Origin of the sequence: Blautia sp. AM42-2 (assembly GCF_003480245.1) — a bacterium.
GTDB lineage: Bacteria > Bacillota > Clostridia > Lachnospirales > Lachnospiraceae > Fusicatenibacter > Fusicatenibacter saccharivorans.
Window position 1 is genome coordinate 502571 of sequence record NZ_QUIM01000001.1, and the last position, 23910, is coordinate 526480.

The window sequence follows — 23910 nt, forward strand, 5'->3', positions numbered from 1 at the left end:
TCCTATCGCCCGAATACGCGGCGGAAAAATCCCTTTTTGCTGTCAAGATCCAAGTAGGGAACACTCTCCCCGAGGATCCTGTGGCTGATATTCGTAAAGGCTTCTCCTGCCTTGGAACCGCTTCCAGCGATCGCTTCGCCCTGGTTGGTGGCGATTACTACCTGCTCATCATCGGGCAGAATGCCGAGCAGCGGAACAGCAAGAATTTCCTGTACATCATCCACCGACATCATTTCACCGCGTTTTACCATATCCGGCCGGATACGATTGATGACAAGAGAGATATCCCTCAGATCCTGCGCCTCCAGAAGGCCGATGATGCGGTCCGCGTCCCGGATGGCCGAAACCTCCGGCGTAGTCACAACAATTGCCTTATTGGCACCGGCAACTGCATTTGCAAATCCCTGCTCAATGCCTGCCGGACAGTCAAGAAGAACAAAATCAAAGCTCTGTTTTAATTCATCGCAGAGTTTTTTCATCTGCTCGGGCGTTACGCTTGTCTTGTCCCTCGTCTGGGCAGACGGGAGAAGGTAGAGCTGCTCGTACCGTTTGTCGCGGATTAGCGCCTGCTTCATCCGGCAGTTGCCCTCCACAACATCCACAAGATTGTAGACAATCCTGTTTTCAAGGCCGAGCACGACATCCAGGTTTCGAAGACCGATGTCGGTATCTACCATCACAACTTTCTTTCCAAGCTGTGCCAGCCCGATTCCGATATTTGCTGCGGTTGTCGTCTTTCCGACGCCGCCTTTTCCTGATGTAATTACAATGACTTCACTCATCTGGAACCTCCTTGTTGAAAACTGTTCTGCATTTTCATGCCGCAGGATGCGTCCAAACCTTTGTTTAAAAACGCATCCTTTCTCTTTTGCAGCTTTCTTCCCAGGCTTCGTTTCTGCCGGAAAAATTCCTTAGTCTGCTCTCACGCTTGCAACACCGTTGGAGTTTGCCTGACCGGACAGAATATCGTCTGAGAGGCCATAGTAATAATCTAAGATATCCTTAGCTACCAACTCTGCGTTCATAGAAGAATATCCAAACGGAATGCGGACGGCAAGAGCAATATCGTCTCTGCTCTCATAGTGAGAGAAGCCGATAAACAGTCCATGGTTTGCACGTGTACGGTCTTCCTGCGCGGTACCGGTTTTTCCGGAAAGCTCTACCGGCCAGGATTCCGGGAAAATGGTCGCATTGGATACGCTGATTACTTTTCGCATGCCTTCGTGTACCAGATCCCAGATGCTGGAATCAACATCCATTTCTGAATTTACCGTCGGGCCGAAATCTGCGCCCATATCGATGTCATTGCCATCCGAATCCGTTGCTTTCTGCAGAAGGGAAAGATTATAAACCGTACCGGAATTTGCAATCGTTGTGACATAGCGTGCAAGCTGTGTCGTCGTATAGTTGTTGGTACCCTGACCAATCGAGGAAGGGATCGGGAGGGAATCGGTTACATTCGGATCGGTTTCCGAAATTTCGATTCCCGTCTTTTCATCCAGCTTAAACATATCGGCATATTTCTGGATCATTTCCAGAGAGCGCTTCTGTGTAAAGGTGCCGTTCTCATCGAGTCCCAGACGATATCCAAGCGTACAGAAGAACACGTTGCAGGAGTTCTGGATGGCACCGACAATGTTCAGATCTCCGTGGCCGCTCAACTGATGGCAGTGGACATAGTCAGATTCGTTGACAAGTCCTTCCCCGAACAGACCGTTGCAGTTGATGGTACTGGTCGGAGTAATTATGCCTTCGCTTAATCCGGCAACCGCCATCAGCGGTTTAAAGGTGGAACCAGGAGCCGTCTTCTGCTGGGTTGCTTTGTTGTACAGCGGGCTGGATTCATCGGTATTCAATTTTGCCCAGTATGCAGTATCCATCTGGTTTGCCAGGCGGTTGTTGTCGTAGCCAGGATAGGAAACACAGGCTAAAATAGCACCGGTATTCGGGTCCGTAATGACAGCAGAACCGGAACACGGATCGAGTGCAAGCTGTGCCGGGGTGATTTCCAGTTTGGCGATTTTATCGGACAGAAGCTGGAACGGTGTCATATTTCCTGCAACATAAGCGGCATAATCGTCATCCTCTTTCGTCAGAAGGTTCTGATCATACATCAGATTGCAGATATCATAGCCATCGAGCATATCCTGCAGCAGCATATAGTGATACATCTTTTTTGCAAATGTTGTATTGTTTGCCAGACGGTCCAGAATAACCTCCGTCAGCTTCTGATAAACCTCCTGAGAATCCAGGTAGGCATCATCCTGCGTCAGTGCTGAGACATCAATCCAGTTCTGGCTTGCCGCATACGTCAGGTAATCACGAAGAGAAATCGTTCCGTCATTCCATGCCTGATAGGTGGCGTCTCTCTCATCAATTGCTGTTGAAGAAAGAATACCCATCGTACTGGAAAGCAGCTTATCCACGATGAAGGTCTCATATTCCTGCATTTCATCGCTGAGGTCGTTGTAAACGGTTGCTGTTTCAACGGTCAGTTCCTGCGTAATCTCGGCAAGCACCTGCTGGAGCTTCTGCTGGAACAGTGCATAGATCCGCTGCTCACGCTCCGTGGCATCCGCCGCCGAGAAATGGGAAATATCAATCGTGCTGTTTTCGATCAGTGCATTGTATACATCGTAAATTGGAATCGGAACGGCATCCGTATTGGCAAGTGTTGAGGTATCAACAGATTTTACATCACTCAGATACTGTTTCAGAATGCCGGCAATTCTCTGTTCCAGAATTTTATATACCGCAATCTGCAGGTCATAATCAATCGAAAGATAGACGTTATTTCCCTGTTTTGGCTCAACCAGGGATCCCTCTACCGTTTCCAGCTCTTTTCCGACGTTATTAACGATAATCTCTTCTGATCCGTCGGTTCCCTGAAGGCTTGTCTCCATATACTGTTCCAGACCAGATTTTCCGACGATGGATTCCGTGGAATACGTTTCTTCTTTTCCCTGGCTCTTCAGCTCTTCATTCAGTTCTGTCAGCTCGTCTGAGGACGCCTGGCCCGTATAACCGATCAGAGAGGAAAAATACTTTCCGTCATAATATACACGCTCGGAATCTTCCGAAATGCTGACACCCTGCAGAACATCTTCATTCTCTGCAATCGATGCAGTTGTATTGCTGCTGACGCCGGAAGCAACTGTCACGCGGACATACTTCTGATAATTCGTCTGTTTCATCTTATAGCGGATCACCAGAATTTCCAGACGCTCCTGATTGGAAAGAGAAAGGACCGCATTTCCGGATTCGTCTGTCTGGTATGGAAGACCATACTCTTCAAAATCTTTGGCAGAATATGCGTATTTTTCATCGTCAGAATAGGCATCCAGGCCAAAGCCGTCCGGTCCGGCAAGAAATGTCATCAGTGTTTCGGCACTGGAACTCTTCTGTTCTGCCGTCATATCGTCGATTTTCTTCTGTCCATAAATGTCTGCACGGAAACGGTCGCGGGTCGTTCCCTCTTCACCTGTAAAAACAAACGCACCGTTCTCATCCACTTCAATCGGGAAGGTGCTGGTGTCAATCGAGTCTCCGTTTGCACGAATCAGCTTACAGAGACGATAGAGTTCTGCGTTCAGAGAGAGAATACGTTCTTTTGTCGTGTTGTACGTTCCGTTATCCTCGATGGTTACGGAGTAGGAAACCTTATTTCCAGCGATCAGTTTTCCGTTCCGGTCATAAATATTTCCTCTTGTACTCTCAAGGGTTCTGGTTTTTGTGATTTGCAGTTCAAAATTATCCGCATACTCTTCTCCATGCACCACCTGCAGGATAAAAAGTCTTCCGATCAGGACGGCAAACATAGCAAGGAAAACCACACCAAGCAATAGGGTGCGGCTTTCACCGAGTCTGCGGAAAAATTTTCTTATCTTCTTAGCCATGGCGACTGTTGTCCTTCCATTTCATTTTCGGTCAGTTTACGGTTGATGATAAATAAAAGCCGGTAAAGCAGAATGGAGAGCACTACCGTGTATACCATTTCCGGCAGAATAATATGCGCCAGATAATCGAAAAAGTGCAGGCGCACGCGCAGCAGGAACTGCAGCACATACATCAGCAGACTGTAGACAAGATCGCTGGCAGCGACCAGTACAATGTGTACCTTAATATCATCGTCATAGAAGACTTTGCAGAAAAAGCCGTTCAGATAACCGATATACATGTAGAGCAGTGCGTAAAATCCAAACAGGCTGCCGTAGAACAGATCAATCATCAGACCGCTGAAAAATCCGACCATCAGTCCCTCTTTTTTTCCGCGCATCAGCCCAAAGGCGGACGTCAGAATCAGAAGAAGGTTCGGCGTTACGGACGCGATCTGAAAATACTGAAATACAGTTGTCTGTAACAGGAAAGCTGCCAGAATCAGAAAGGCAAGCGTGATTTTTCTGCGCATTTACTCTCCTCCCTGCTGTTTTAATTCTTTGATCACAAGAACTTCCTGAATATGTTGAAAATCCACAACAGGAATGATGTATCCCTTTTTCGTCAGGTGATTGGAGTCCTCGGTAATTTCACTGACATAGCCGATCAGAATACCGCGGAGGTATTTATCACTGATGTTCGATGTCACAATCTTTTCGCCCTCAGCTACCGTGTCGGTTGTATTCAGCTGGGAAAAGGCAAGCTTTCCGTCGCTGATCAGGCGCAGATCACCCGATACAATACACGTATCCGAGGTAGATGCTGTCATGGCGCTCACGGAACTGGAGTCATCAATGATAGAGCGGACAGTAGCGGAATTGGAACTTACCTCCTCAACAAGTCCAACAAGGCCGCCGTCTGCAATAACGTTCATATCTTTCTGAATCCCGTCATTTGATCCTTTGTTGATGACAAAGGTATCATACCAGTTGCCCGGATCCTTTGAGATGACCTGTGCTGCTACTTTTTCATATTCCGAGTAGGACTGGTCCAGCTGATACAGCTCCTGAAGACGCTGCAGCTCCTGCTGCTCCTGTACAAGCTGATTGTTTTCCTCAGTCAGATCCGTGACCTTCTGTTCAAGCTCCTCTTTCTCGGCAGACAGTTTTTTGACGTTCTGGAAACCGGTCAGACAGTCTGTCAAATACGCACCGATCTGGTTAATTCCGTTCTGAAACGGGATGATCACAAAGCCTGCGGCTTCCCGGATCGGCGTGACCGGCATTTTGTCTGCTGCACTGCCTAAAATGCCGGAGAGACACAGGAACGTCATGATGAAAAGTAAATGTTTGCTTTTTAGCTGAAATTTTTTCTTCTTATTCATAGCGGGTCCTTTTTGATAGATTTACTTCTTTTTATTTACCGTGTAAGCCCAGCGATGCAGCGCATCGTGCGTGATCAGTTCCTTGAGCCCACAGATGGTACAGAGGTCATAATACTGGGAAAGCTGCACCGGACAGCCGAGCTGTCTCGAAAGATAGCGGTCAATGTTCGGAATCCTTGTGCTTCCGCCGGTGATGTAAATACCCTCTTTCTGGATATGATCGTGGATCTGCGGCGGTGTACGCTCCAGCGCATGCTTGATTTCCTCGCCGATCTCATTAACACCGGAAAGGAGTGCTTCGTTTACGAGGGAAGAAGTAATGATCCCTTCCATTGGAAGACCGGATGCACCATCTACGCCGCGCACCTTCCGCGCCTTTTTTTTGTCTGTTCCAAGATCCGCCAGCGCAATCTTGACACGTTTGGCTGTTTTGGAGCCAATCTGGAAATTGTTTTTGCGGCGGTTCAGATTGCATATCGATTCGTTGAACTGTTTTCCGCCTACCGGGATGATTCTGGAAAAAATAACCCTCGCGTTGGCGATAACAGAAATCTCTGTGCTCTGCGCTCCGATGTTGACAATCATGGAACCCTTCGTGCGGTTGATCGGAATGCCAAGTGCCAGCGCATCCGCGATTGGTTTATCCACAAGATACATGCGGCAGTTTTTTAAGGCTCCCTTATGTGCAATCGTATAATAAGAACGCCGTTCAATCTCTGTCATATCGCAGGGAACTGAAAAATACAGCTCCGGGCGGTATCCCATGTGGCGCGTACAGCGGTGGAGAAGCGTGTGCAAAACGGCTTCTACCATCAATACATTCGCAATGCGTCCGTTGCTCATGGGGGTAATTACCTCGATATTGGAAGGCGTTCTCTCGTGCATTTCATATGCGTAATTTCCAACGGCAATCACCTGTTCGCGGTTGCGTATGGCAATCATATTTTTTTCTTTTGTGATTGTGTCTTTCTTCAGGTCATAGATTTTGACGGTACTGGTGCCAAGGTCTATGCCGTATACATTTCGAATCTGCATCGTGCTCCTTTAACTTGTTCCCTTCCTTTGGGCATTTCTGCCTCGGATTTTCGGGATCAGATTCCCTGTTCCAGCATACTGGTATAACAGTGATCCCCGATAATAATGTGATCCAGCAGGGTAATGCCGAGCATTTCACCCGCCCGCCGGATCTGCCGTGTCACGGTAATGTCGTCACCGCTTGGTTCCGGGATTCCGCTTGGATGGTTGTGAACCAGCAGAATATGAACCGCACGGAACTGCAGTGCCGCAAGAAAAAGCTCCCGCGGCGAAATCATCGTCGCATTGACAGTCCCTCTTGTGATTTCCTTTTCTCCGAGAAGCTGATTTTTTGTGTCCAGCATCATGCAGAGAAGAACCTCCTGATCCTCGTGGCGGAGACGTTCCATGTAATAATCCGCAATGGAAGCCGGATCATGAAAGCAGAGACCTTTTCTTGCTCCGGCCGCGGCCATTCGTTTGGAAAGCTCACCGATGCACTGGAGCTGGATCGCTTTTACTTCCCCGACTCCGCGGATCTGCAGAAGTTCCTGTCTTGTACAGTGATAGAGTCCTAACAGGCCCTCCTCTTTTCCGGGAAGGGAAAGAATTTCTCTTGCGAGCTCCAGGGATGTTTTTCCCCTTGCCCCGCATCGTAAAATGACAGCCAGAAGCTCCGCGTCGGAAAGGCTTTCCGGGCCGTTTTCCAGGCATTTTTCATATGGCTGTTCCATCGTCGGCAGGTTTCGTAATCCATTTTTTCTCATGTATTCCTCCCACCACTCTTCCGGGAATTTTCATGGAATACATTGGTTTGAATCACCCATCATTCTAGCACAACTTTCCGCAGATGTATAGGAATTATGAAAAATTCATATATTTTTTTGCAATTTCCTCTGCCGTTTTTAATCCGTCCATGGCTGCGGAAGTGATGCCTCCCGCATAGCCTGCGCCCTCTCCGCACGGGTAAAGACCGGTAAGCGACGAACTTTCGAGCGTTTCATTTCTTACAATGCGGACCGGTGACGAGGTACGCGCTTCCACGCCGGAAAGAACGGCGTCCGGACGGGAAAAGCCGTGGATTTTCCGCTCAGATGCACGAATGCCTTCCACAAGGGAGTCTCCGATAAACGTCGGAAGAACTTCCCGCAGATTGGCGAAAGTCCATTCTCCGCAAATGGAAGGGGTTACCTCTCCAAGTGCTGTAGAAACTCTGTTTTCACAGAAATCACCAAAAAGCTGCACCGGAACTTTGCCTTTTCCGGCTTCCCACGCAGCGTGTTCAAGCGCTCTCTGGAATGCCACACCATCGAGTACGTCCGGCGTTCCCTCTACATGGTACGGGCGGTAGTCTTCCGGTGTTACGGTGACAATCATAGCGCTGTTCGCATTTTTACCTTCCCGGTCAGAATAACTCATACCGTTGACGCAGGTGCGTTCCGCTTCCGAAGATGCGTTGACAACATAGCCGCCGGGACACATGCAGAATGAGTACACACCTCTTCCGTTTTCACACTGATTGGTGAGCTTATACGGTGCTGCCCCAAGAAAATCCGGTGCCTCCGGTCCGTACTGATCCTCCGTGATCATCTTCTGCGGATGCTCAATGCGGACGCCGACAGCGAAGGATTTTGCTTCCATGGAGATCTTATTTTCGCAGAGTTTAAAGAAGGTATCGCGTGCAGAGTGGCCGATCGCAAGGACTGCCGTCTCCGCGGCAATCTTCTCGGTTTCATTGACGGTTACAGAAGTGAGTCTGCCGTTTTCAATCCCAAAGTCCGTCACTTTTGCTCCGAAACGGACTTCTCCGCCCCATGCCTCGATCTTTTTCCGCATCGTTGTCACAATTCCGATGAGCTGATCGGTGCCAAGGTGCGGTTTCTGATCGTACAGAATTTCTTCCGGTGCCCCGCATTCCGTGAAGATCCGGAGTACCTCACGGTTTCTGCCGGATGGATCCTTCACCGAAGTGTTTAATTTTCCATCCGAAAACGTACCGGCGCCGCCCTCTCCGAACTGTACGTTCGATTCCGGGTTCAGAACGCCGGTTTTCCAGAACGCATCGACACTTTTCTTTCTCTGTTCTGCAGATTCGCCGCGCTCCAGAACGAGCGGACGGTAGCCATGCTTTGCGAGAACATAGGCACAAAAAAGCCCTGCCGGACCGCTTCCGATAATAACCGGCCGGTGAACAAGAGTCTGTTCTCCGGATTTTGGGAACACATATGGCTTTTTCTCCGCTTTTACGATCTGGTTATTTTTCGCCTTCCGCAGTATGGCGTTCTCATCTTTTACTTTTACATCAAGCTGATAAACGTATTTTAATTCGGATTTCTTTCTGGCATCAATTGAGCGGCGTAAGAGCTCAATTTCCTGCAGATCGTGTTTTCCGATTTTCAGTGTTTTTCTTATTTTCTGTTCCAGTTCCTCCTGTGTGTGGGTGACTGGAAGCTTTAATTGCTGTATCCGAATCATGCATGTTCTCCTGCTGCAGCTCTTCCGGCTGCACTTCCGCTGGACCAGGCCCACTGGAGATTGTAGCCGCCGCAGACGCCGTCGACGTCCAGGGCTTCTCCCGCAAAGAAAATACCAGGGTGCTGTACCGATTCCAGAGAATCCGTAAGCTGGTCGAGCGTGATGCCGCCCGCACACACCTGGGCTTTTCCAAAGTCGGTCTGGCCGGTGATCTGTAAACGATATGATTTGATGGCGCCTGCCATTTCTTCCGGAGTCTTTTTCTTTCCGATCAGAACCGGAATGAGTTTTTCCGGAAGAAGACCGATCAGAAGCTCTTTTGGCGCTTTATACGGGCAGATTTCCTGCCGTCTGACAAGTTCTGCAGTAAGCTCCGATTCCGTCAGTTCCGGAAAGAAGTCTACGAGAAGTTCAGCGCGTTTTTTCTGCATGCAGGCGCGCACAGCGAACCGGGAAATCTGGAATACCGGGATGCCGGAGACACCGTAGTCGGTAAGCTGTAGCTCTCCCTGTTCCGTCAGAATCTCCTGATTTTCAACCAGAAGCGTAATCTTCGCGCGCACCCGAACACCCGCCCAGGAGGAAAACTGGTTTCCTTTGCAGCGGAGCGGGCAGAGGGCCGGGGAAAACGGAATCGAAGCGAGCTGAAGCTGATCGGCAAATCGAAGTGTATCTCCGTCGGAACCGGCGATCTGGGAAGCACAGCTTCCGCAGCAGATGATGACGCTGTCAGCCGGGTACTGCCATCCTTTGGTGCGCACCAGATAACCATTTTCGGCTTTTTCCACTGCAACAGCCGTTTCCCGTGTCTTGATTTTTACCTTTCGGAATCTGGCTTCCAAAACCAGCAGATCAAGAACGGACTGTGCCTGCTCGCTGGCCGGATAAAGCCAGCCTTCACGGCTCCGGATGCGGATGCCGAGCTGTTCAAAAAACTGTTCGGTGTCCTGTTCGGTAAACTGTTCGAGAACCCGTGATGCACGCTCCTGATTTCCCGTGCGGTAGCACGATGCATCCTGATAACGATTGGTAAAATTACACCGTCCGTTTCCGGTCGCAAGAAGCTTTCTGCCCGGTTTATCGTTCTTTTCCAGAACGGTGACCGCGGCACCGAGACGTGAGGCCCAAATTGCCGCCATCAGTCCGCTCGCGCCGCCGCCGATAATTACCACATTTTTTGCCATTATAATGTCACCATACCGGCATCGACGAGTTTCTGAAGACTCATCAGAATACCGAATTTTGCGTGCTGCCACGTAAGCCCACCCTGGAAATAGACAGCGTACGGCGGTTTGATCGGGCCGTCGGCAGAAAGTTCAATGGAAGAGCCCTGCACGAAAGCGCCAGCTGCCATGATAACTGGGCTGTCGTAGCCTGGCATATCCCAAGGTTCCGGGGAAACGAAGCTGTCGACCGGGGCAGCTGCCTGGATACCCTGGCAGAATGCAATGACGCCTTCCGGTTTTCCAAAGGTTACCGCCTGAATGATGTCGTGACGGCTCTCGGTTCCGTTTGGAACAACGGCAAATCCCAGTTTCTCATAAACATTTGCAGCAAAGACAGCACCTTTTAATGCCGCTGCGGTAACGGTCGGTGCCAGGAAGAATCCCTGGTAGAAGGAACCGTTCACACCGAGTGTTGCGCCAACCTCTTTTCCAAGTCCCGGGGAGAGCAGACGGTATGCTGCATTTTCCACGTACTTTTTCTTTCCAACAATGTAACCGCCGGCCGGAGCCAGTCCGCCGCCCGGGTTTTTGATCAGGGATCCGACCATCAGATCTGCACCGACATTGGTCGGTTCGATCGTCTCCACGAACTCGCCGTAGCAGTTATCGACCATACAGATGACATCTGGTTTGATATTTTTAATAAATGCAATCAGTTCACCGATGCGGGTAACAGAAAGCGTCGGTCTGGTCTGATATCCTTTCGATCTCTGAATCGTCACCATCTTTGTCTTTTTGTTGATGGCATTTTTGATTCCTTCGTAATCGAAAGAGCCGTCCTCTTTTAAATCTACCTGGCGGTAAGTTACGCCATATTCCGCAAGAGATCCGACGGACGGGCGGATGCCGATCACTTCCTCAAGGGTGTCGTACGGTTTTCCAACAGGAGAAAGCAGTTCGTCGCCCGGGCGGAGATTTCCGGAAAGCGCCGTTGCAAGCGCATGGGTTCCGCAGGCGATCTGCGGGCGTACCAGTGCATCCTCAGTGCCGAAACACGTTGCATAGACCTGCTCCAGCGTATCACGTCCCAGGTCATTGTATCCGTATCCTGTGGTTCCATATAAGCATGCCTCGCTGACCTTGCTTGCCTGCATGGCGTGGATGACCTTTAACTGGTTGTATTCTGCGATTTCATCAATTTTTGCAAAACGCTCTTTTAATTCTTCCTCAATTTTCGTTCCAAATGCGAAAACCTCTTTGGAAATGCCAAGTGTGCTGTACATAGCAGCTTTTTCTGTCAACATGATTGTTCTCCTTCTTCCTTTGCATCGGCCGAAACGATTTCGTTCCAGCGATCCAGCATATATGATAATATTTTTTCTTCGTCGTAGTCAAAATCCGGCTTGTTCAGCCAGATCACATCCTTTTCCCGTCGGAACCAGGTCAGCTGCCGTTTGGCAAAATGACGGGTGTCCCGCTTGATGATATAGACGGCCTCCTCCAGCGTGCATTCGCCCGCAAGATACGGGAACAGTTCTTTGTAGCCCAGTCCCTGCATGGAGACAAGATCTCTTGTGTATCCCATTTCTTTCAAACGGAAAACTTCATCAACCAGTCCGTCGCGGATCATCTGATCGACGCGCCTGTCAATGCGGTCATACAGAATCGAACGTTCGTCGTTCAGCACAAAATAAGCAGAACAGTACGGAGATTCCTTCTGCTTCTGCTCCTCGTTGTGCTCCGAAATCTTCTGTCCTGTCTCGTGATAATATTCCAGCGCCCGGATTACACGTTTTACATTATTCGGGTGAATCGTCTCCGCGGAAGCAGGATCAACCTCGGAAAGTTCCCGGTACAGTTCTGCCGCGCCTTCCTCCGTTGCTGCTTTTTCTTCCAGCTGTTTCCGGATCGGCAGTTCACCGTGCGATTCCGTAAAATCAACTTCTTTTAAAAGCGCCTGGATATAAAAGCCGGTGCCGCCCGTCACGATCGGAATCTGTCCGGCGGCGTATATTTTTTCCATCGCTTCATGCGCCAGTTCCACAAACTTCACGACGTGAAACTCTTCGGAAGGATCGAGCACATCGATCAGATAATGCGGAACGCCGCACATCTCCTCCGGGCGGATTTTGGCAGATCCGATATCCATATGGCGGTAGACCTGCATGGAATCCGCGGAGATAATGGCCCCATTCACCGCTTTGGCAAGCGAAATCGACAGCTTCGTCTTACCGACAGCGGTCGGACCGGTCAGGATAATCAAAGGTTTTTTCAAAAAAATCACCTACACAATTCTCTTAAATTTCTTTTCCAGTTCCCGTTTCGAGAGGGAAATGATCGTCGGCCGGCCGTGCGGGCAGTGATACGGATCTTCGAGCGCCAAAAGCTCGGCAATGAGCTGCTCTGCCTCTGCATAGGAAAGATGATTGTTGCCCTTTACGGCGGCCTTGCACGACATTGTCGCCAGACGGTCTTTTAAAATCTCCAGCGGCTTTTCGCGGACCTCCTCAAGATTGTCGAGAATCTCGATAAACAGCTCCTCCGTCGCAATACCGTACAGGTTGTGCGGCACGGCGTTGATCGCATAGTCTTTTCCGCCGAACGGGGAAATTTCGTAGCCGAAGGACTGGAAAACGTCCATGTAACGGGTCACAAGATCTGCTTCCTGCGGCGTTAAGGAGACGATCAGCGGAGGACTCACCATCTGGGAGGTGACGTTCTTTTCCCGGTAATTTTTCATCATCCGCTCGAACAGTACCTTTTCGTGCGCGGCATGCTGATCGATGATGTAGAGATTCTCGCCGTACTGAATCAGCCAGTACGTATCGAAAACCTGGCCGATGATGCGGTGCGATTTCTCTGCCTCCGGGGTAAGAAACTGCTCATCAAAGAGCTGCATCTGGCCTTCTGGCTCAGGCGAAGCAGATGCAGATGAGGATTCTTCCGGCATGGAAGATACCGTTGGAGCTGCATCTGGCTCCTGCTGATGCTGTATTGCGTCCGCGTTTGAGAGGTCTGCCGTCTTTGGCACGTTTCCTGCACCCGGCTCAAACAGTTCTTCCTCTTCCCGCGTCATTCCCGTCATCTGCTGAACCGGCACATACGTTTTCGCTGCGAGGTATCCATTTCGTTCCACCTCCGGGAAAATTGGCATTCTTCTGCTCTGGCTGGAAACCGGCTCCACCGGAAGGGACTGCCGTGCAAAGCCTTCTTTTACCTGCCGTTTCTGCTCGAACGGTTCCGGAACAACAATCTGTTCTTTCCGTGCCGCTTTTTCCTCTGCTTTCCGTTCCCTGTCGGAAGAAAGCGAAACCTTCACAATCTGCTCCCTGTGATTCAGCGCATCCGAGATCATATCACGCATCTGGCGGTAAATCTCCTCCTGATGGGAAAAACGAAGCTCCATCTTCGTCGGATGCACATTGACATCCACCGCCTCTCCATCCATCTGGACATAGAACAGCGTAAACGGATATTTATGCTGCATCATCGATGTCTGATATCCGTCCTCAATCGCACGGGCGAGCAGCTTGCTCCGCACATACCGTCCATTCACGTAATAATTTTCAAAATTCCGGTTTCCCCTCGAGATCACCGGTTTTCCAATAAAACCATCAATCGTCATCAGCGGGCTTTCCGAGTGAATCTCGATCAGCTCCCGCGCGATGTCGCGGCCGTAAATATTATAGACCAGTTCTTTTAAATTCCGGTTGCCGCTTGTATGAAGCTTCACCTGCGAATTGACCATGTATTTAAACGAAATGCCCGGATGGGACAGAGCGAGCTGCTCCACCACAGAAGTCACCGCATTTGCCTCCGTGACCGGCGTTTTTAAGAATTTCTGACGAGCCGGCGTGTTGTAAAAAAGATTCCGGACCAGAAAGGTTGTTCCGGTCGGGGCACCGACCTCCTCATTGGCCTTCTCCGCGCCGCCCTCAATCACATACCGCGTTCCCGTCAGCGCATCCGGCGTTTTCGTAATCATCTCGACCTGCGCAACCGCCGAGATACTCGAGAGCGCCTCGCCGCGGAAGCCAAGAGATGCAATCTGCACGAGTTCTTCCACGGAACGGATCTTGCTCGTCGCGTGGCGCAGAAAAGCGAGCGGCACCTGTTCGGCCGGAATGCCGCTTCCATTGTCCGTGATCCGCACCAGCGAAATACCGCCGTCGCGGATTTCCACGGTGATCGCCGTCGCACCGGCGTCCATTGCATTTTCCACCAGCTCCTTTACCACGGAAGCCGGCCGTTCCACGACCTCACCGGCCGCAATTTTATCGATCGTATTCTGATCCAGTACTGCTATGGTAGCCATGTTGTTCCTTTCTGTTTCGGATTGATTCTAACTTATGTTCTGATCCAGTATTCCCCTATTTCCAGCGGTTTTTCACCTTTCCCTGGAAACGGTACAGGGTATTTAAAGCATCCATCGGTGTCATATTCGAGATATCAAGCTCCGAGAGCTCTTTGATGATATCATCGTCCTGCACCGTATCGAACAGCGACATCTGTGCCATATCGACCTCGTCGTAGTGAACCGGCTTTGCCTTCGTTTTTTTCTGCATGGTCAGATCCTTGACCGCAGCAGTGATATCGGCATCGCTCAGCTGCTCCACCAGCTCCTGCGCCCGGGAGAGCACTGACTCCGGCACTCCCGCAAGACGCGCTACCTGGATACCGTAGCTCTTATCTGCGCCGCCCTGTACAATTTTACGCAGGAATACGATATCGTCGCCCTTTTCCTTAACGGCAATACAGTAGTTGTGCACGCCCGGAAGCTTTCCTTCAAGCTCAGTCAGCTCATGGTAATGCGTAGCGAACAGTGTCTTTGCGCCGAGCAGCTTCGGATTCGCCACATGCTCAATCACCGCCCAGGCGATCGAAAGACCGTCGAACGTACTCGTTCCTCTTCCGATTTCATCGAGAATCAGCAGACTGTTCGAGGTTGCATTCCGAAGAATATTTGCCACCTCCGTCATCTCAACCATAAACGTACTCTGGCCGCTTGCCAGGTCATCGGATGCGCCGACACGGGTAAAGATCCGGTCCACAATACCGATGTTTGCCTTCGAAGCCGGAACAAACGAACCGATCTGTGCCATCAGCACAATGAGGGCCGTCTGGCGCATATACGTCGATTTACCGGCCATGTTCGGTCCGGTGATGACGGAAACGCGGTGGTCACCGTTGTCAAGCAGGGTATCGTTTGCGATAAACATATCGTTTGGAATCATCTTCTCGACCACTGGGTGACGGCCGTCCTTGATATCAATCTTTCCGCGGCTGTTCAGCTTCGGACGCACATAGTGGTTGTGCTCGGCAACGTAGGAAAGCGATGCATACACATCGAGCCGTGCCAGAGCCTGCGCCGTGCGCTGAATCCGCTCCGCCTCACCGGCAACCGTATCGCGCACCGTACAGAAAAGATCATATTCCAGCGCGTACAGCTTGTCCTCTGCGCCAAGAATCGTATCTTCCAACTCCTTCAGACGCGGTGTGATGTAGCGCTCGGCGTTCGTCAGCGTCTGTTTTCTGGTATAGTAATCCGGTACAAGGTCTTTAAACGAGTTCGTAACTTCCAGATAATAGCCAAATACCTTGTTGTACTTGACCTTCATGTTTTTGATACCGGTTTTCTCCCGCTCACTCGCCTCAAGTTCACTCAGCCACTGCTTTCCTTCTGTCTTTGCATGGCGGTAATTATCGACCATCTCGTTGTAGCCGTCTTTGATCATACCGCCGTCGCGCATCAGATACGGCGGATCATCGACGATAGCTGCATCGACAAGCTGATAGAGATCCTCGAGCGGGTCCAGATCCTCCTGAACCTGCGCCAGTGCGCCGCCCTCAAACGAATTTAAAAGCTGTTTGATGTAAGGCAGCATCTGCAGCGATGATTTAAAGGCGATCAGGTCACGCGGGTTAGCAGACTGGTAACTGATTCTTCCGACGAGACGCTCCAGGTCATAGACCGGGCGGAGATATTCGCGGATTTCCTCGCGGATCATTGCCTGGCTGGTCAGGGCTTCCACTGCATCGAGCCGTGCGTTGATTTCCTCCTCGTCGATCAATGGCTGCTCTACGTAGCTTCGCAGAAGACGTGCGCCCATCGCCGTGCGGGTTTTATCGAGAACCCAGAGCAGGGAGCCGCGTTTCTGCTTCTCACGCAGCGTTTCCACAAGTTCAAGATTCCGGCGGCTGGAGCTGTCGATCAGCATATATTTGTCTGTCACATACGGTGTAATCGAATTCATGTGAGACAGATCCGATTTCTGTGTCTCATGCAGATATTGGAACAGCGCACCGGCTGCAATTGTTCCGCAGTTGTAATCGGCGATGCCAAGGCCTTCCATCGTAGCAGCATGGAACTGTTCCTGCAGTGTACGGCGGCAGATGTCATCATCGAAATACCAGTCTTCCAATGCATTCACGCAGATATGAAGGCGGGTCCGGAGATCCTCCACATCAATCCCGCAGAGCAGGAACGACTGATTGCAGATGATTTCCGCCGGCATAAACTTCGTGATCTCATCCACCAGGCGGCGCGGCTTGTCCATTTCCGTGACGAGGCACTGGCCGGTCGAGATATCTGCTGTAGAGATACCGAAGCATCCCTCCATGCAGACGATCGACATGATGTAGTTGTTCTTCGTCTCATCAAGTCCCTGCGGGATCAGCGTCGTACCCGGTGTGACAACGCGGATGACTTCGCGCTTTACCATGCCCTTTGCCTGTTTCGGGTCCTCCATCTGCTCGCAGATCGCAACCTTATGGCCGTTCTCTACAAGACGGTTGATATACCCTTCTGCAGCGTGATACGGGATACCGCACATCGGAGCGCGATCCTCCATGCCGCAGTCCTTTCCGGTCAGCGTAAGCTCAAGTTCTTTGGATACCAGGGTGGCATCCTCGAAGAACATTTCGTAGAAATCACCTAAGCGGTAAAACAAAATGGTATTAGCCGGATCAGTCAAGCCCGTCTTCGTCTGGCAATAATGTACCATCATCGGGGAAAGCTTCTCACACTGATCCAGCGCATCCTGTGCTGTCACAGGCCGCGTGGACATCAGTGCCGGCGCTTTTACCGCTGTGTTTTTTGTTTCTGTATCGTTCATTTGTATTTCATACCTTTTCTCAAGAATAAATATAAGAAGTATAACAAACGTCATACCTGCACAATTTTAGCATGAAACCAGAAATTGTGCAAGATTCACAAGCGTATAAAATGCCCCCTTCCTGTCAGTGGTTTTTTCTCAAAACCAGCCGTCCAGGAAGCGAGCATTCCCTTTAATTTTTCTTTTTTTGTCTCCATTTTGAGAAAGACGAACCAATCAACAGGATCAGCACAAAAACAACGGCAACCGTTTCATAAATCTGCACGCCGGTGTTGACAGGATTGTCGTCAATTGAGCGGTAATCGCGCTCCAGACGCCACAGCATCGCCATCCGGTCCATGAAATCAATCTGCCGCGTGCCGTCCGTCTCGGTCTTAAAGACGGCACAGTAAAGATTCGTGTACCACTGGTCAAGAAGACTGACCCCTGATCGCCCGATCTTTCCGCTGCCGATCTCCTCGTCATTTTCATCATACAGAATCCTGCCGCTTCTCGAACTCTGGTAATCGAGCGGCGTTTCATCTACATCAAGGAAAATCAGTCTTGTATCTTTTCCATAGGAGGTATCAACATACTGCTCCTGCGCATAGCCAAGACACGTACCGGATGCGTCGTAATAGCCGTACGTCGTGCCGGAGCCTTCTCTGTCATTGATGGGCTCATCCTCCACATAGTCAATCGAAAACCACTCCTCCTCGTTGATATAGACCGTATTCTTCTGAAGATAGCCCGCCACTTTTCCGTCTGCCACAATCTTCGTCTTTCGTTTACTTCCATACAGGTCAAAGTAGATTTCTATGGTTTCTGCCGATGTAAGCGCCTCTTTTGCCTCATCCGCAGTTGCAAACTCAGATTCCGGCACTTTTTCTTTTCCGCAGCCGCCAAGCACCAGAGCGGCGGCAAGAAAAAGACCAGCGGCTGTATATATTCTCTTTTTCAACTGCCTTTTTCCTCCGCCTTACTTGTTATCTTTGTAATACTCATTTGCCTCATCGTACATCATATCGAGCAAGGCGTATTTATCCTGGAAATCCATCACCTGCGTACCGTTATCCTCCAGGTTCACATAGAGATTGCACTGTGAACCGGACCAGTCCATCTCTTTTTTCGCAGAACCGATCACCGTTCCGCCCTCTGTATAAATGGTATGTCCATCCTCTGATGCGTAATATGGTTTTTCGTTCAGATCTGCATCGAGAAAAATAATGTAATACGCTTCCGGCATCTGATCCGGTGTCGTCACGCGCTCCTGTGCATAGCCAAGCAGGTTGTTGTCCGGATCATAGAATGCATAGGTAGTAGCGGATTTTGTCATCTTATTGACTTCTTCGTCCGTCACAATTTTCATATGGAACCATTCTTCGCCGGAAATAGAGATCGTCCAGGTCTGATCAAAGAGACCGCTGTTTTTCATATACGCGGCAGCCTTTTCATCCGCATAAATGTTTCCCGAAGCGTCAACGTTATCCAGATCACAGCGCATGCGAACGGACGAAGCCGATGCAAGGGCTTCTTTTGCCACATCCGCGTTTTCATACCCTAACTTTTCTTCTGCCGCCGAGCATCCGCACAGAAGCAGAAGTCCTGTTGTAAAACCCAAAAACAATTTTGTCGTTTTTCTCATAGATTCCCCTCTCTTTCTTTTGTCAGGACCTGTTGGAAAAACCGCCGTCCTTGTCGCGTGCCAGTTCTCTTGCCGCCATCACAGCGAGTGCTGTCAGCTGCGGCAGATATTTTGCATCGTAGACAATTAGAAATGCATTGTCGAACATGATGTTTCCGACGGTAAGATCCATATTGTCGACGATGGTGCCGATCATGGTTCCGTTCAGTTTTACCGAGTAATTGTGGCCAATGGAGCCGGCATATTCCCGGAGTTCCAGTTTTCCCTCCGGCAGTTCCATCGAGAACTGATCCCGTACGAGTGCAAACTGCTTTTTCAACACACCATACGGCTCGCCGTACAGATAAAAGCGGTACGTCGGCAGTGCGTGGAGCAGTTCCTTCGTCATACGGAAGATTTCGGTGTGCATCGCATCGTAGATATAAAATGTTTTCAGCGGCACGGTGCTGTCGATCTCGTAAACCAGGTTTCCATCTGTATCCTCCAGATCGAAATGCTGGCCAGTCAGGCGGTAATCCTCCGTGAAGGTGTAAATCTGGGACGCCGAAATTTTCTGAAACGGCTGTACCGTTCCGTTCTTGACAAAATGCTCCAGATTCGCTTTTAATTCACTCTGGAACATCATCAGATCGGAATGGTAGCTTAGATGGTCTGCGAGGTTTTCCGCAACATCCTCATGGATCGGATACACCGGTGTGGTGAGTTTCTTTTTGATAAAGTCTTCGATGAAGGAATATCCCAAATAGCCGACATGGCCGTCTTTGGTCAGCCAGAAGTAGAGATATTCTCCCTTGGCGTCCGGTCCGAAAACGAGTGCTTTCTGCCGCATCGTGTAGAATTTTGCAAGCCACGCGGAACCGAACGGCGTATCGACGTTCTTGTATGCCTCGTAAAACTCTTCGATTTTCCGCGGCTTCTCCATGGAGATCATGGCAATCATATCCGTCATGGAATTGTAGCTCTCCGGGGTTGCCATGGACCAGATGGCAATGCCGAAAATCAGGACAACCGTGGCGATGGTGAGTGTGATCGTCTCTCCGTAGCCGACCGCCATCAGATAGATGCCCAGCAGCGTGACAGCGCCGCCTGCGATGCGGAATTTCCATTTTCTCTTTTTCAACTGAATACCGCCTCCTCTCTTTTCGTTACTTTTATTGTACTTGCTCCCCTTTTTTGTGTCAATTGAAACTCGCTCCTCCGCTCTATTTTGTTCTGCCTAGCGGGACAAAGAAAGCGTGTCGGCGCATCTTTTTTGTCAGAATGCATCCGGCACACTTTGTTTCAAAAATTTAATGAACGAAAAGAAATTATGAAATTGGAATCACGCGTCCCGTTTCTGCCATAGTTCGGTGGGAAATGGAAATTACGGTACGGTCTTTGGATACTCTCCGCAGTGCATTCAACACCGTTTTCTCGGTTTCTGCGTCGAGGTTTGCCGTAATCTCATCGAGGAGCAGGATTTCCGGCTCTGCCGCAGCCGCGCGGGCAATCGAGAGAAGCTGCCACTGGCCCTGGGAGAAGAGGTCCGGTGTGCATAAGGTATCGTACTTGTCCGGAAGCGCCTCGATCGTCTCGGCAAGTCCGGTCAGCTCCGCAGCCTTTTTCACATTTGCATCCGAAATCTTCGTATCGTACAGCGTAATCTGGTCTTTTACTGATCCCGGCACCATATGGAACGACTGCTCCACATAGCCGAAAACATTTCGTTTCTTTTCATCCGTCAGATCAATGGACGGAACGCCCTGGATCAGAACCTTTCCTTTCTGCGGCTCATATAAGCCGAGCAGCAGTTTGAAAATGGTACTCTTTCCAGCACCTGTTCGTCCGGAGAGCGTTACCTGCTCGCCTTTTTTGATCTGCAGACTCACATGATTCAGAATGACCTGGTTTTCATCGTATCCGAACGTAACGTCTTTTAACTCCGCGGCTATATCCTGCTCCGCACGTTCCGCGATGGCAGCAGGCGCTTTTTTCTCCTCCAGACCGTAGAACTCATTGATTCTTGCGATACCGGCAAGGGCGGACTGAATCGTCTGGATTTCCATACCAAGGCTCTCGACCGGAGTAAAGATCTGGGAAATGTAGTTCATGACTGCAACGGCGGTTCCGGCGGACATACCGAACAGTTTTAACACGGTCGGATTGCCGGATGCGGAAAGCAGCATGACAACAGCAACCACAATGGCATTTAAAATCAGAATAACCGGAGAATAGACGGCATCGTAAAAGTTGGTCTTCTCCATCGCACTGTAGCTGTCATCGATATAGCGCGCATACTGCTGCTCCATATACGTCTCTTTCTGCAGGCAGTGGATGGTCCGAATGTTGTGCAGCGTCTCCGGAACGTGGCCGGAAGCACGGCTGACCGCGCGGCGGTTGGCAATCTGGGATGCCAGCATGTTTTTCTGTACGTAACGGGTAAAGAGGAACAGGACCGGCAGCAGAACAATCAGAACAATCGTAAGTCCGCGGTTCGTCACCCAGATGGCAACAAGAATACTTAAAATCTTGCACGCATCGGCAAACATACTGATGATACCGGAGGTGAACAGATTTTCCACGGTATCGACATCACCGACGAATCTCGATACCAGGGCACCCGGCTCCTGGCGGTTCAGTTCATTGGCAGAAAGGCGTCCGAACTTTTCCATCAGACTGCTCCGGAGTGCATGCGTAATTCTCTGGCCGAATACCGTCAGAAGACTCTCCCTTGCGGATTCGAGAAAACCAGTCAGGGCGAGCAGTCCGAAATACAGCAGAATTCCGCCCGTCCAGAGGGTGTGATTCTTGGTGAGCCGGTCAATCAGCTGTGCCAGAATAAGCGGCGGGAGCAGTGCGAAAATAACGGCACCGCAGACGGTTGCAAAAAGTCCGGCGGACAAAACACCGTGTTTTCGGACCGTCTCTTTGATGACCTGCAATACAGATTCTTTATTTTTCATCGTTACTGCCTCCCTTCGTCTGATCACGGCAGAGTTCTGCGTAGGACGGAACCTCTGCGAGGAGCTCCTCATGTGTGCCGACTTTCGTATGTCCCTCATCCATCCAGATCACCTGATCCATCTGATCGAACAGATAGAGACGATGAGAAATCAGAATGACAATGGAATCCCGTGCCAGCTCTTTTACGTTTGCAAAAATCTGTGCTTCCGTCTTTTTATCGAGTGCCGAGAATGGATCATCGAGAACCAGAACCGGCCGTTTGTGATACAACGTTCTCGCAAGGGCAAGGCGCTGCGCCTGGCCGCCTGAGAGACGGACACCGCTTGTTCCGACCAGGGTATGAATGCCGTCCTCCATTGCTTTTGTCTCTTCTTCGAAGCAGACAGTCCGAATCATTTCCTCCGCGCCCTGTTTTCCGCCGAGGCGGATATTGTCTTCCACACTTCCATGAAGCAGCTCCGGATCGTGGCCGAGATAACCGATGATGCGGTTCCGGTCTGTTTTTTCCATTTTTCCAAGCTCTTTTCCGCCGAAAGTGATGCTTCCCTCATACGGTGATTCGCAGAGGAAGGTCTTTCCAAGCGTTGATTTTCCGCATGCAACCGGTCCCGTCACACCAATGATCTGGCCCGGAGCTGCTTCAAACGACAGATCATGGATGATCTCTTTTCCGTTCGGATAGGCAAAATGCAGATGACCGACCGAAAGCTTTGCAGGCGCTGCGGCCGGAAGCTCTGGTTCTGCTTCGGAATTCTGCAAGAGCGGCTTGATTCGTTTCCAGGAAACCTGTGCTTTATGTACCGCGTTGAACAGCTTTGCCGCACTCGATGATTTAGTAGCAAGCTTTGTGTAGCAGGACAGGAACGTCGTAAATACGGCGATAGTCCACGGTGTCCAGCCCTCATGAAGAACATTTCTGCCTCCGAAGTACAGGATAAACAGAATGCTCGCCATCGAGATGATCCGGTAAATCGGCGGCATTGCCGTGTTCCAGATATTGGCACGGACAGCAGCATTCTCGTAAGCGGAAAGGTTTTTCTCATATGCAGCTTTTCGGTCTTCCTCGCAGCCAAAGACACGATAGGTGATCGCGTTTGCCGCACGGTCCAGGGTTGCGGCACTTAATGCACCCGACTGCACCTTATAGGCGGCACCTGTTTTCTGTACAATGACCTTCATCTTTTCCGCAATCACGTAGGAAACCGGCGGGAAAATCATACAGAGAAGGGCCAGCTTCCAGTCGTACCAGAGCAGCATGCACGCATAGGCGAGAAGAGCAACACCGGTATCAAAGATTTCCGTTGTAAATTTCCGCATTCCTTCTACGCAATCGTCTACGTCGAGAATGGCCTTCGTCAGTACATTTCCGGTACCTTCCGCTTCCAGCTCCAAGCGGCTTTTGCGAACCAGCGTTCCGTAAAGAATCTGCTTCATATGCCGGTTGACGTTGTTGGCAAATCTTCTGACATAGAACCGTTTGAAATAGCGGGAAACCTGCACAATGCCAATACTCACGACATAGGCCGTGACCAGCATCAGCATCTGGTGGAAGGTTCCTGTGCCACCCAGGAGATCAACCAGCTTTCCTGTCATTTTTCCCTCAAACCAGGGGCCTGCAAGAAGTCCCAGATTATAGATGAGACCGGAAACCGTAACAAAAAAGAGAATTTTCCATTCTTCCTGAAAGTAAGAGAGCACCCGGTTCGGGCGAAAGGTTTCATCCTTCATCGCTGCTGCCTCCTTCTGCTGTTGCTTTTATTGTTTTATCTGCTTTTTCACTTAAAATTTTTGAAAGTTCCGCAAAATGATTCTGCCGTTCTCTCTTCGATTTCCAGTACAGCTTATCCAGTGTTTCGCAGAAGCTTTCTGCCTCCTTTTCCGGAAGCTCCAAAAGCAGCCATTCATAAAAAACCGTTTCAATTTCTGCTTTGGAATTTTTCAAAGTTTCTGCTTTTTCCGTAGCATACAGAAGCTGGCTTCTGCCGTCCCACGGATTCGGTTTCCGGATCAGATATCCCTTTGCCTCAAGGCTTGCAGCGCGTCTTGCAGCGGCTCCTTTATCAATCTTTAACTGTTCGCGCACTTCCGTCTGCGTGATGCCCGGATGATGGCGCACCAGATGGATAAAGTCAAATTCTGCTGTGCCGATGCCCTCTTCTTTCATTGCCTGAACCGTAAATTTCCCGGCTTCCCGCGCTATTTTTGTTATTTTCCGTTCTGTTGGATCCATTTTTCTGTTCCTCCTGTCCATTCTCGAGCTGTTTCAAATAGATGCATATACAACTAATTAGATGATAGTACAACTAATTAAAA

At 50.2% G+C, this 23910-nt stretch carries 18 protein-coding genes; all 18 read right to left on the reverse strand.

Annotation, left to right across the window (positions count from 1 at the left end; genetic code table 11):
- Positions 1 to 2 precede the first annotated feature (2 nt).
- The 18 genes from minD to DW915_RS02525 all read right to left on the reverse strand — a co-directional run bounded on the left by minD (position 3) and on the right by DW915_RS02525 (position 23827).
- Positions 3 to 782, reverse strand: a complete 780-nt coding sequence (gene minD, locus DW915_RS02440; RefSeq protein ID WP_022462852.1) for a septum site-determining protein MinD — start codon at positions 780 to 782, stop codon at positions 3 to 5.
- A gap of 129 nt (positions 783 to 911) precedes the next feature.
- Positions 912 to 3896, reverse strand: coding sequence for a penicillin-binding transpeptidase domain-containing protein (locus DW915_RS02445; protein WP_118741486.1), 2985 nt, complete (start codon positions 3894 to 3896; stop codon positions 912 to 914).
- A complete protein-coding gene (gene mreD, locus DW915_RS02450) occupies positions 3881 to 4408 on the reverse strand; it encodes a rod shape-determining protein MreD (protein ID WP_022462850.1) in 528 nt (175 codons plus the stop codon). Before mreD ends, DW915_RS02445 begins: the two co-directional genes overlap by 16 nt.
- Positions 4409 to 5260: a rod shape-determining protein MreC gene (gene mreC, locus DW915_RS02455; RefSeq protein WP_055228139.1), complete on the reverse strand. Its 852-nt coding sequence runs from the start codon at positions 5258 to 5260 to the stop codon at positions 4409 to 4411.
- Positions 5261 to 5281: 21 nt separating this feature from the next.
- On the reverse strand, positions 5282 to 6295 hold the full coding sequence (locus DW915_RS02460) for a rod shape-determining protein (protein ID WP_118719827.1): 1014 nt from the start codon (positions 6293 to 6295) through the stop codon (positions 5282 to 5284).
- Between the two features lie 56 nt (positions 6296 to 6351).
- Positions 6352 to 7041 carry a RadC family protein gene (gene radC / locus DW915_RS02465; RefSeq protein ID WP_022462847.1) on the reverse strand — a complete coding sequence of 230 codons (690 nt, stop codon included), beginning with the start codon at positions 7039 to 7041 and terminating at the stop codon, positions 6352 to 6354.
- A 94-nt stretch (positions 7042 to 7135) separates the two neighbouring features.
- Positions 7136 to 8749: an NAD(P)/FAD-dependent oxidoreductase gene (locus DW915_RS02470; protein ID WP_118741487.1), complete on the reverse strand. Its 1614-nt coding sequence runs from the start codon at positions 8747 to 8749 to the stop codon at positions 7136 to 7138.
- Entirely contained in the window at positions 8746 to 9933 is a 1188-nt protein-coding gene (locus tag DW915_RS02475) for an NAD(P)/FAD-dependent oxidoreductase (protein ID WP_199676767.1), read from the reverse strand. The genes DW915_RS02470 and DW915_RS02475 overlap by 4 nt, the downstream gene beginning before the upstream one ends.
- Complete coding sequence (locus tag DW915_RS02480) at positions 9933 to 11219, reverse strand: methionine gamma-lyase family protein (RefSeq protein ID WP_055228136.1); 1287 nt, start codon at positions 11217 to 11219, stop codon at positions 9933 to 9935. The genes DW915_RS02475 and DW915_RS02480 overlap by 1 nt, the downstream gene beginning before the upstream one ends.
- Positions 11213 to 12190, reverse strand: coding sequence for a tRNA (adenosine(37)-N6)-dimethylallyltransferase MiaA (gene miaA / locus DW915_RS02485; RefSeq protein WP_055218339.1), 978 nt, complete (start codon positions 12188 to 12190; stop codon positions 11213 to 11215). The genes DW915_RS02480 and miaA overlap by 7 nt, the downstream gene beginning before the upstream one ends.
- A 9-nt stretch (positions 12191 to 12199) precedes the next feature.
- The gene (gene mutL / locus DW915_RS02490) at positions 12200 to 14230 is read right to left on the reverse strand and encodes a DNA mismatch repair endonuclease MutL (RefSeq protein ID WP_118741488.1); all 2031 of its coding nucleotides are present in this window, start codon (positions 14228 to 14230) and stop codon (positions 12200 to 12202) included.
- Positions 14231 to 14285: 55 nt separating this feature from the next.
- Positions 14286 to 16922, reverse strand: a complete 2637-nt coding sequence (gene mutS, locus DW915_RS02495; RefSeq protein ID WP_118741546.1) for a DNA mismatch repair protein MutS — start codon at positions 16920 to 16922, stop codon at positions 14286 to 14288.
- Between the two features lie 280 nt (positions 16923 to 17202).
- Positions 17203 to 17970, reverse strand: a complete 768-nt coding sequence (locus DW915_RS02500) for a hypothetical protein (protein ID WP_022461039.1) — start codon at positions 17968 to 17970, stop codon at positions 17203 to 17205.
- Positions 17971 to 17988: 18 nt separating this feature from the next.
- The gene (locus DW915_RS02505) at positions 17989 to 18654 is read right to left on the reverse strand and encodes a hypothetical protein (protein ID WP_118741489.1); all 666 of its coding nucleotides are present in this window, start codon (positions 18652 to 18654) and stop codon (positions 17989 to 17991) included.
- Positions 18655 to 18676: 22 nt separating this feature from the next.
- Positions 18677 to 19774, reverse strand: coding sequence for a hypothetical protein (locus DW915_RS02510; protein WP_022461041.1), 1098 nt, complete (start codon positions 19772 to 19774; stop codon positions 18677 to 18679).
- A gap of 187 nt (positions 19775 to 19961) precedes the next feature.
- Positions 19962 to 21596 (reverse strand): ABC transporter ATP-binding protein, encoded by a 1635-nt coding sequence (locus DW915_RS02515; protein ID WP_118741490.1) that lies wholly within the window; start codon positions 21594 to 21596, stop codon positions 19962 to 19964.
- A complete protein-coding gene (locus tag DW915_RS02520) occupies positions 21586 to 23325 on the reverse strand; it encodes an ABC transporter ATP-binding protein (protein ID WP_118741491.1) in 1740 nt (579 codons plus the stop codon). The genes DW915_RS02515 and DW915_RS02520 overlap by 11 nt, the downstream gene beginning before the upstream one ends.
- Positions 23315 to 23827: a MarR family winged helix-turn-helix transcriptional regulator gene (locus DW915_RS02525; protein ID WP_022461532.1), complete on the reverse strand. Its 513-nt coding sequence runs from the start codon at positions 23825 to 23827 to the stop codon at positions 23315 to 23317. The genes DW915_RS02520 and DW915_RS02525 overlap by 11 nt, the downstream gene beginning before the upstream one ends.
- Positions 23828 to 23910 lie beyond the last annotated feature (83 nt).

Excerpts from the sequence above, each read along its gene's own strand:
- minD (WP_022462852.1), bottom strand. The coding sequence starts at position 782 with ATGAGTGAAGTCATTGTAATTACATCAGGAAAAGGCGGCGTCGGAAAG.
- DW915_RS02445 (WP_118741486.1), bottom strand. The coding sequence starts at position 3,896 with ATGGCTAAGAAGATAAGAAAATTTTTCCGCAGACTCGGTGAAAGCCGC.
- mreD (WP_022462850.1), bottom strand. The coding sequence starts at position 4,408 with ATGCGCAGAAAAATCACGCTTGCCTTTCTGATTCTGGCAGCTTTCCTG.
- mreC (WP_055228139.1), bottom strand. The coding sequence starts at position 5,260 with ATGAATAAGAAGAAAAAATTTCAGCTAAAAAGCAAACATTTACTTTTC.
- DW915_RS02460 (WP_118719827.1), bottom strand. The coding sequence starts at position 6,295 with ATGCAGATTCGAAATGTATACGGCATAGACCTTGGCACCAGTACCGTC.
- radC (WP_022462847.1), bottom strand. The coding sequence starts at position 7,041 with ATGAGAAAAAATGGATTACGAAACCTGCCGACGATGGAACAGCCATAT.
- DW915_RS02470 (WP_118741487.1), bottom strand. The coding sequence starts at position 8,749 with ATGATTCGGATACAGCAATTAAAGCTTCCAGTCACCCACACACAGGAG.
- DW915_RS02475 (WP_199676767.1), bottom strand. The coding sequence starts at position 9,933 with ATGGCAAAAAATGTGGTAATTATCGGCGGCGGCGCGAGCGGACTGATG.
- DW915_RS02480 (WP_055228136.1), bottom strand. The coding sequence starts at position 11,219 with ATGTTGACAGAAAAAGCTGCTATGTACAGCACACTTGGCATTTCCAAA.
- mutL (WP_118741488.1), bottom strand. The coding sequence starts at position 14,230 with ATGGCTACCATAGCAGTACTGGATCAGAATACGATCGATAAAATTGCG.
- mutS (WP_118741546.1), bottom strand. The coding sequence starts at position 16,922 with ATGATGGTACATTATTGCCAGACGAAGACGGGCTTGACTGATCCGGCT.
- DW915_RS02505 (WP_118741489.1), bottom strand. The coding sequence starts at position 18,654 with ATGAGAAAAACGACAAAATTGTTTTTGGGTTTTACAACAGGACTTCTG.
- DW915_RS02515 (WP_118741490.1), bottom strand. The coding sequence starts at position 21,596 with ATGAAAAATAAAGAATCTGTATTGCAGGTCATCAAAGAGACGGTCCGA.
- DW915_RS02520 (WP_118741491.1), bottom strand. The coding sequence starts at position 23,325 with ATGAAGGATGAAACCTTTCGCCCGAACCGGGTGCTCTCTTACTTTCAG.
- DW915_RS02525 (WP_022461532.1), bottom strand. The coding sequence starts at position 23,827 with ATGGATCCAACAGAACGGAAAATAACAAAAATAGCGCGGGAAGCCGGG.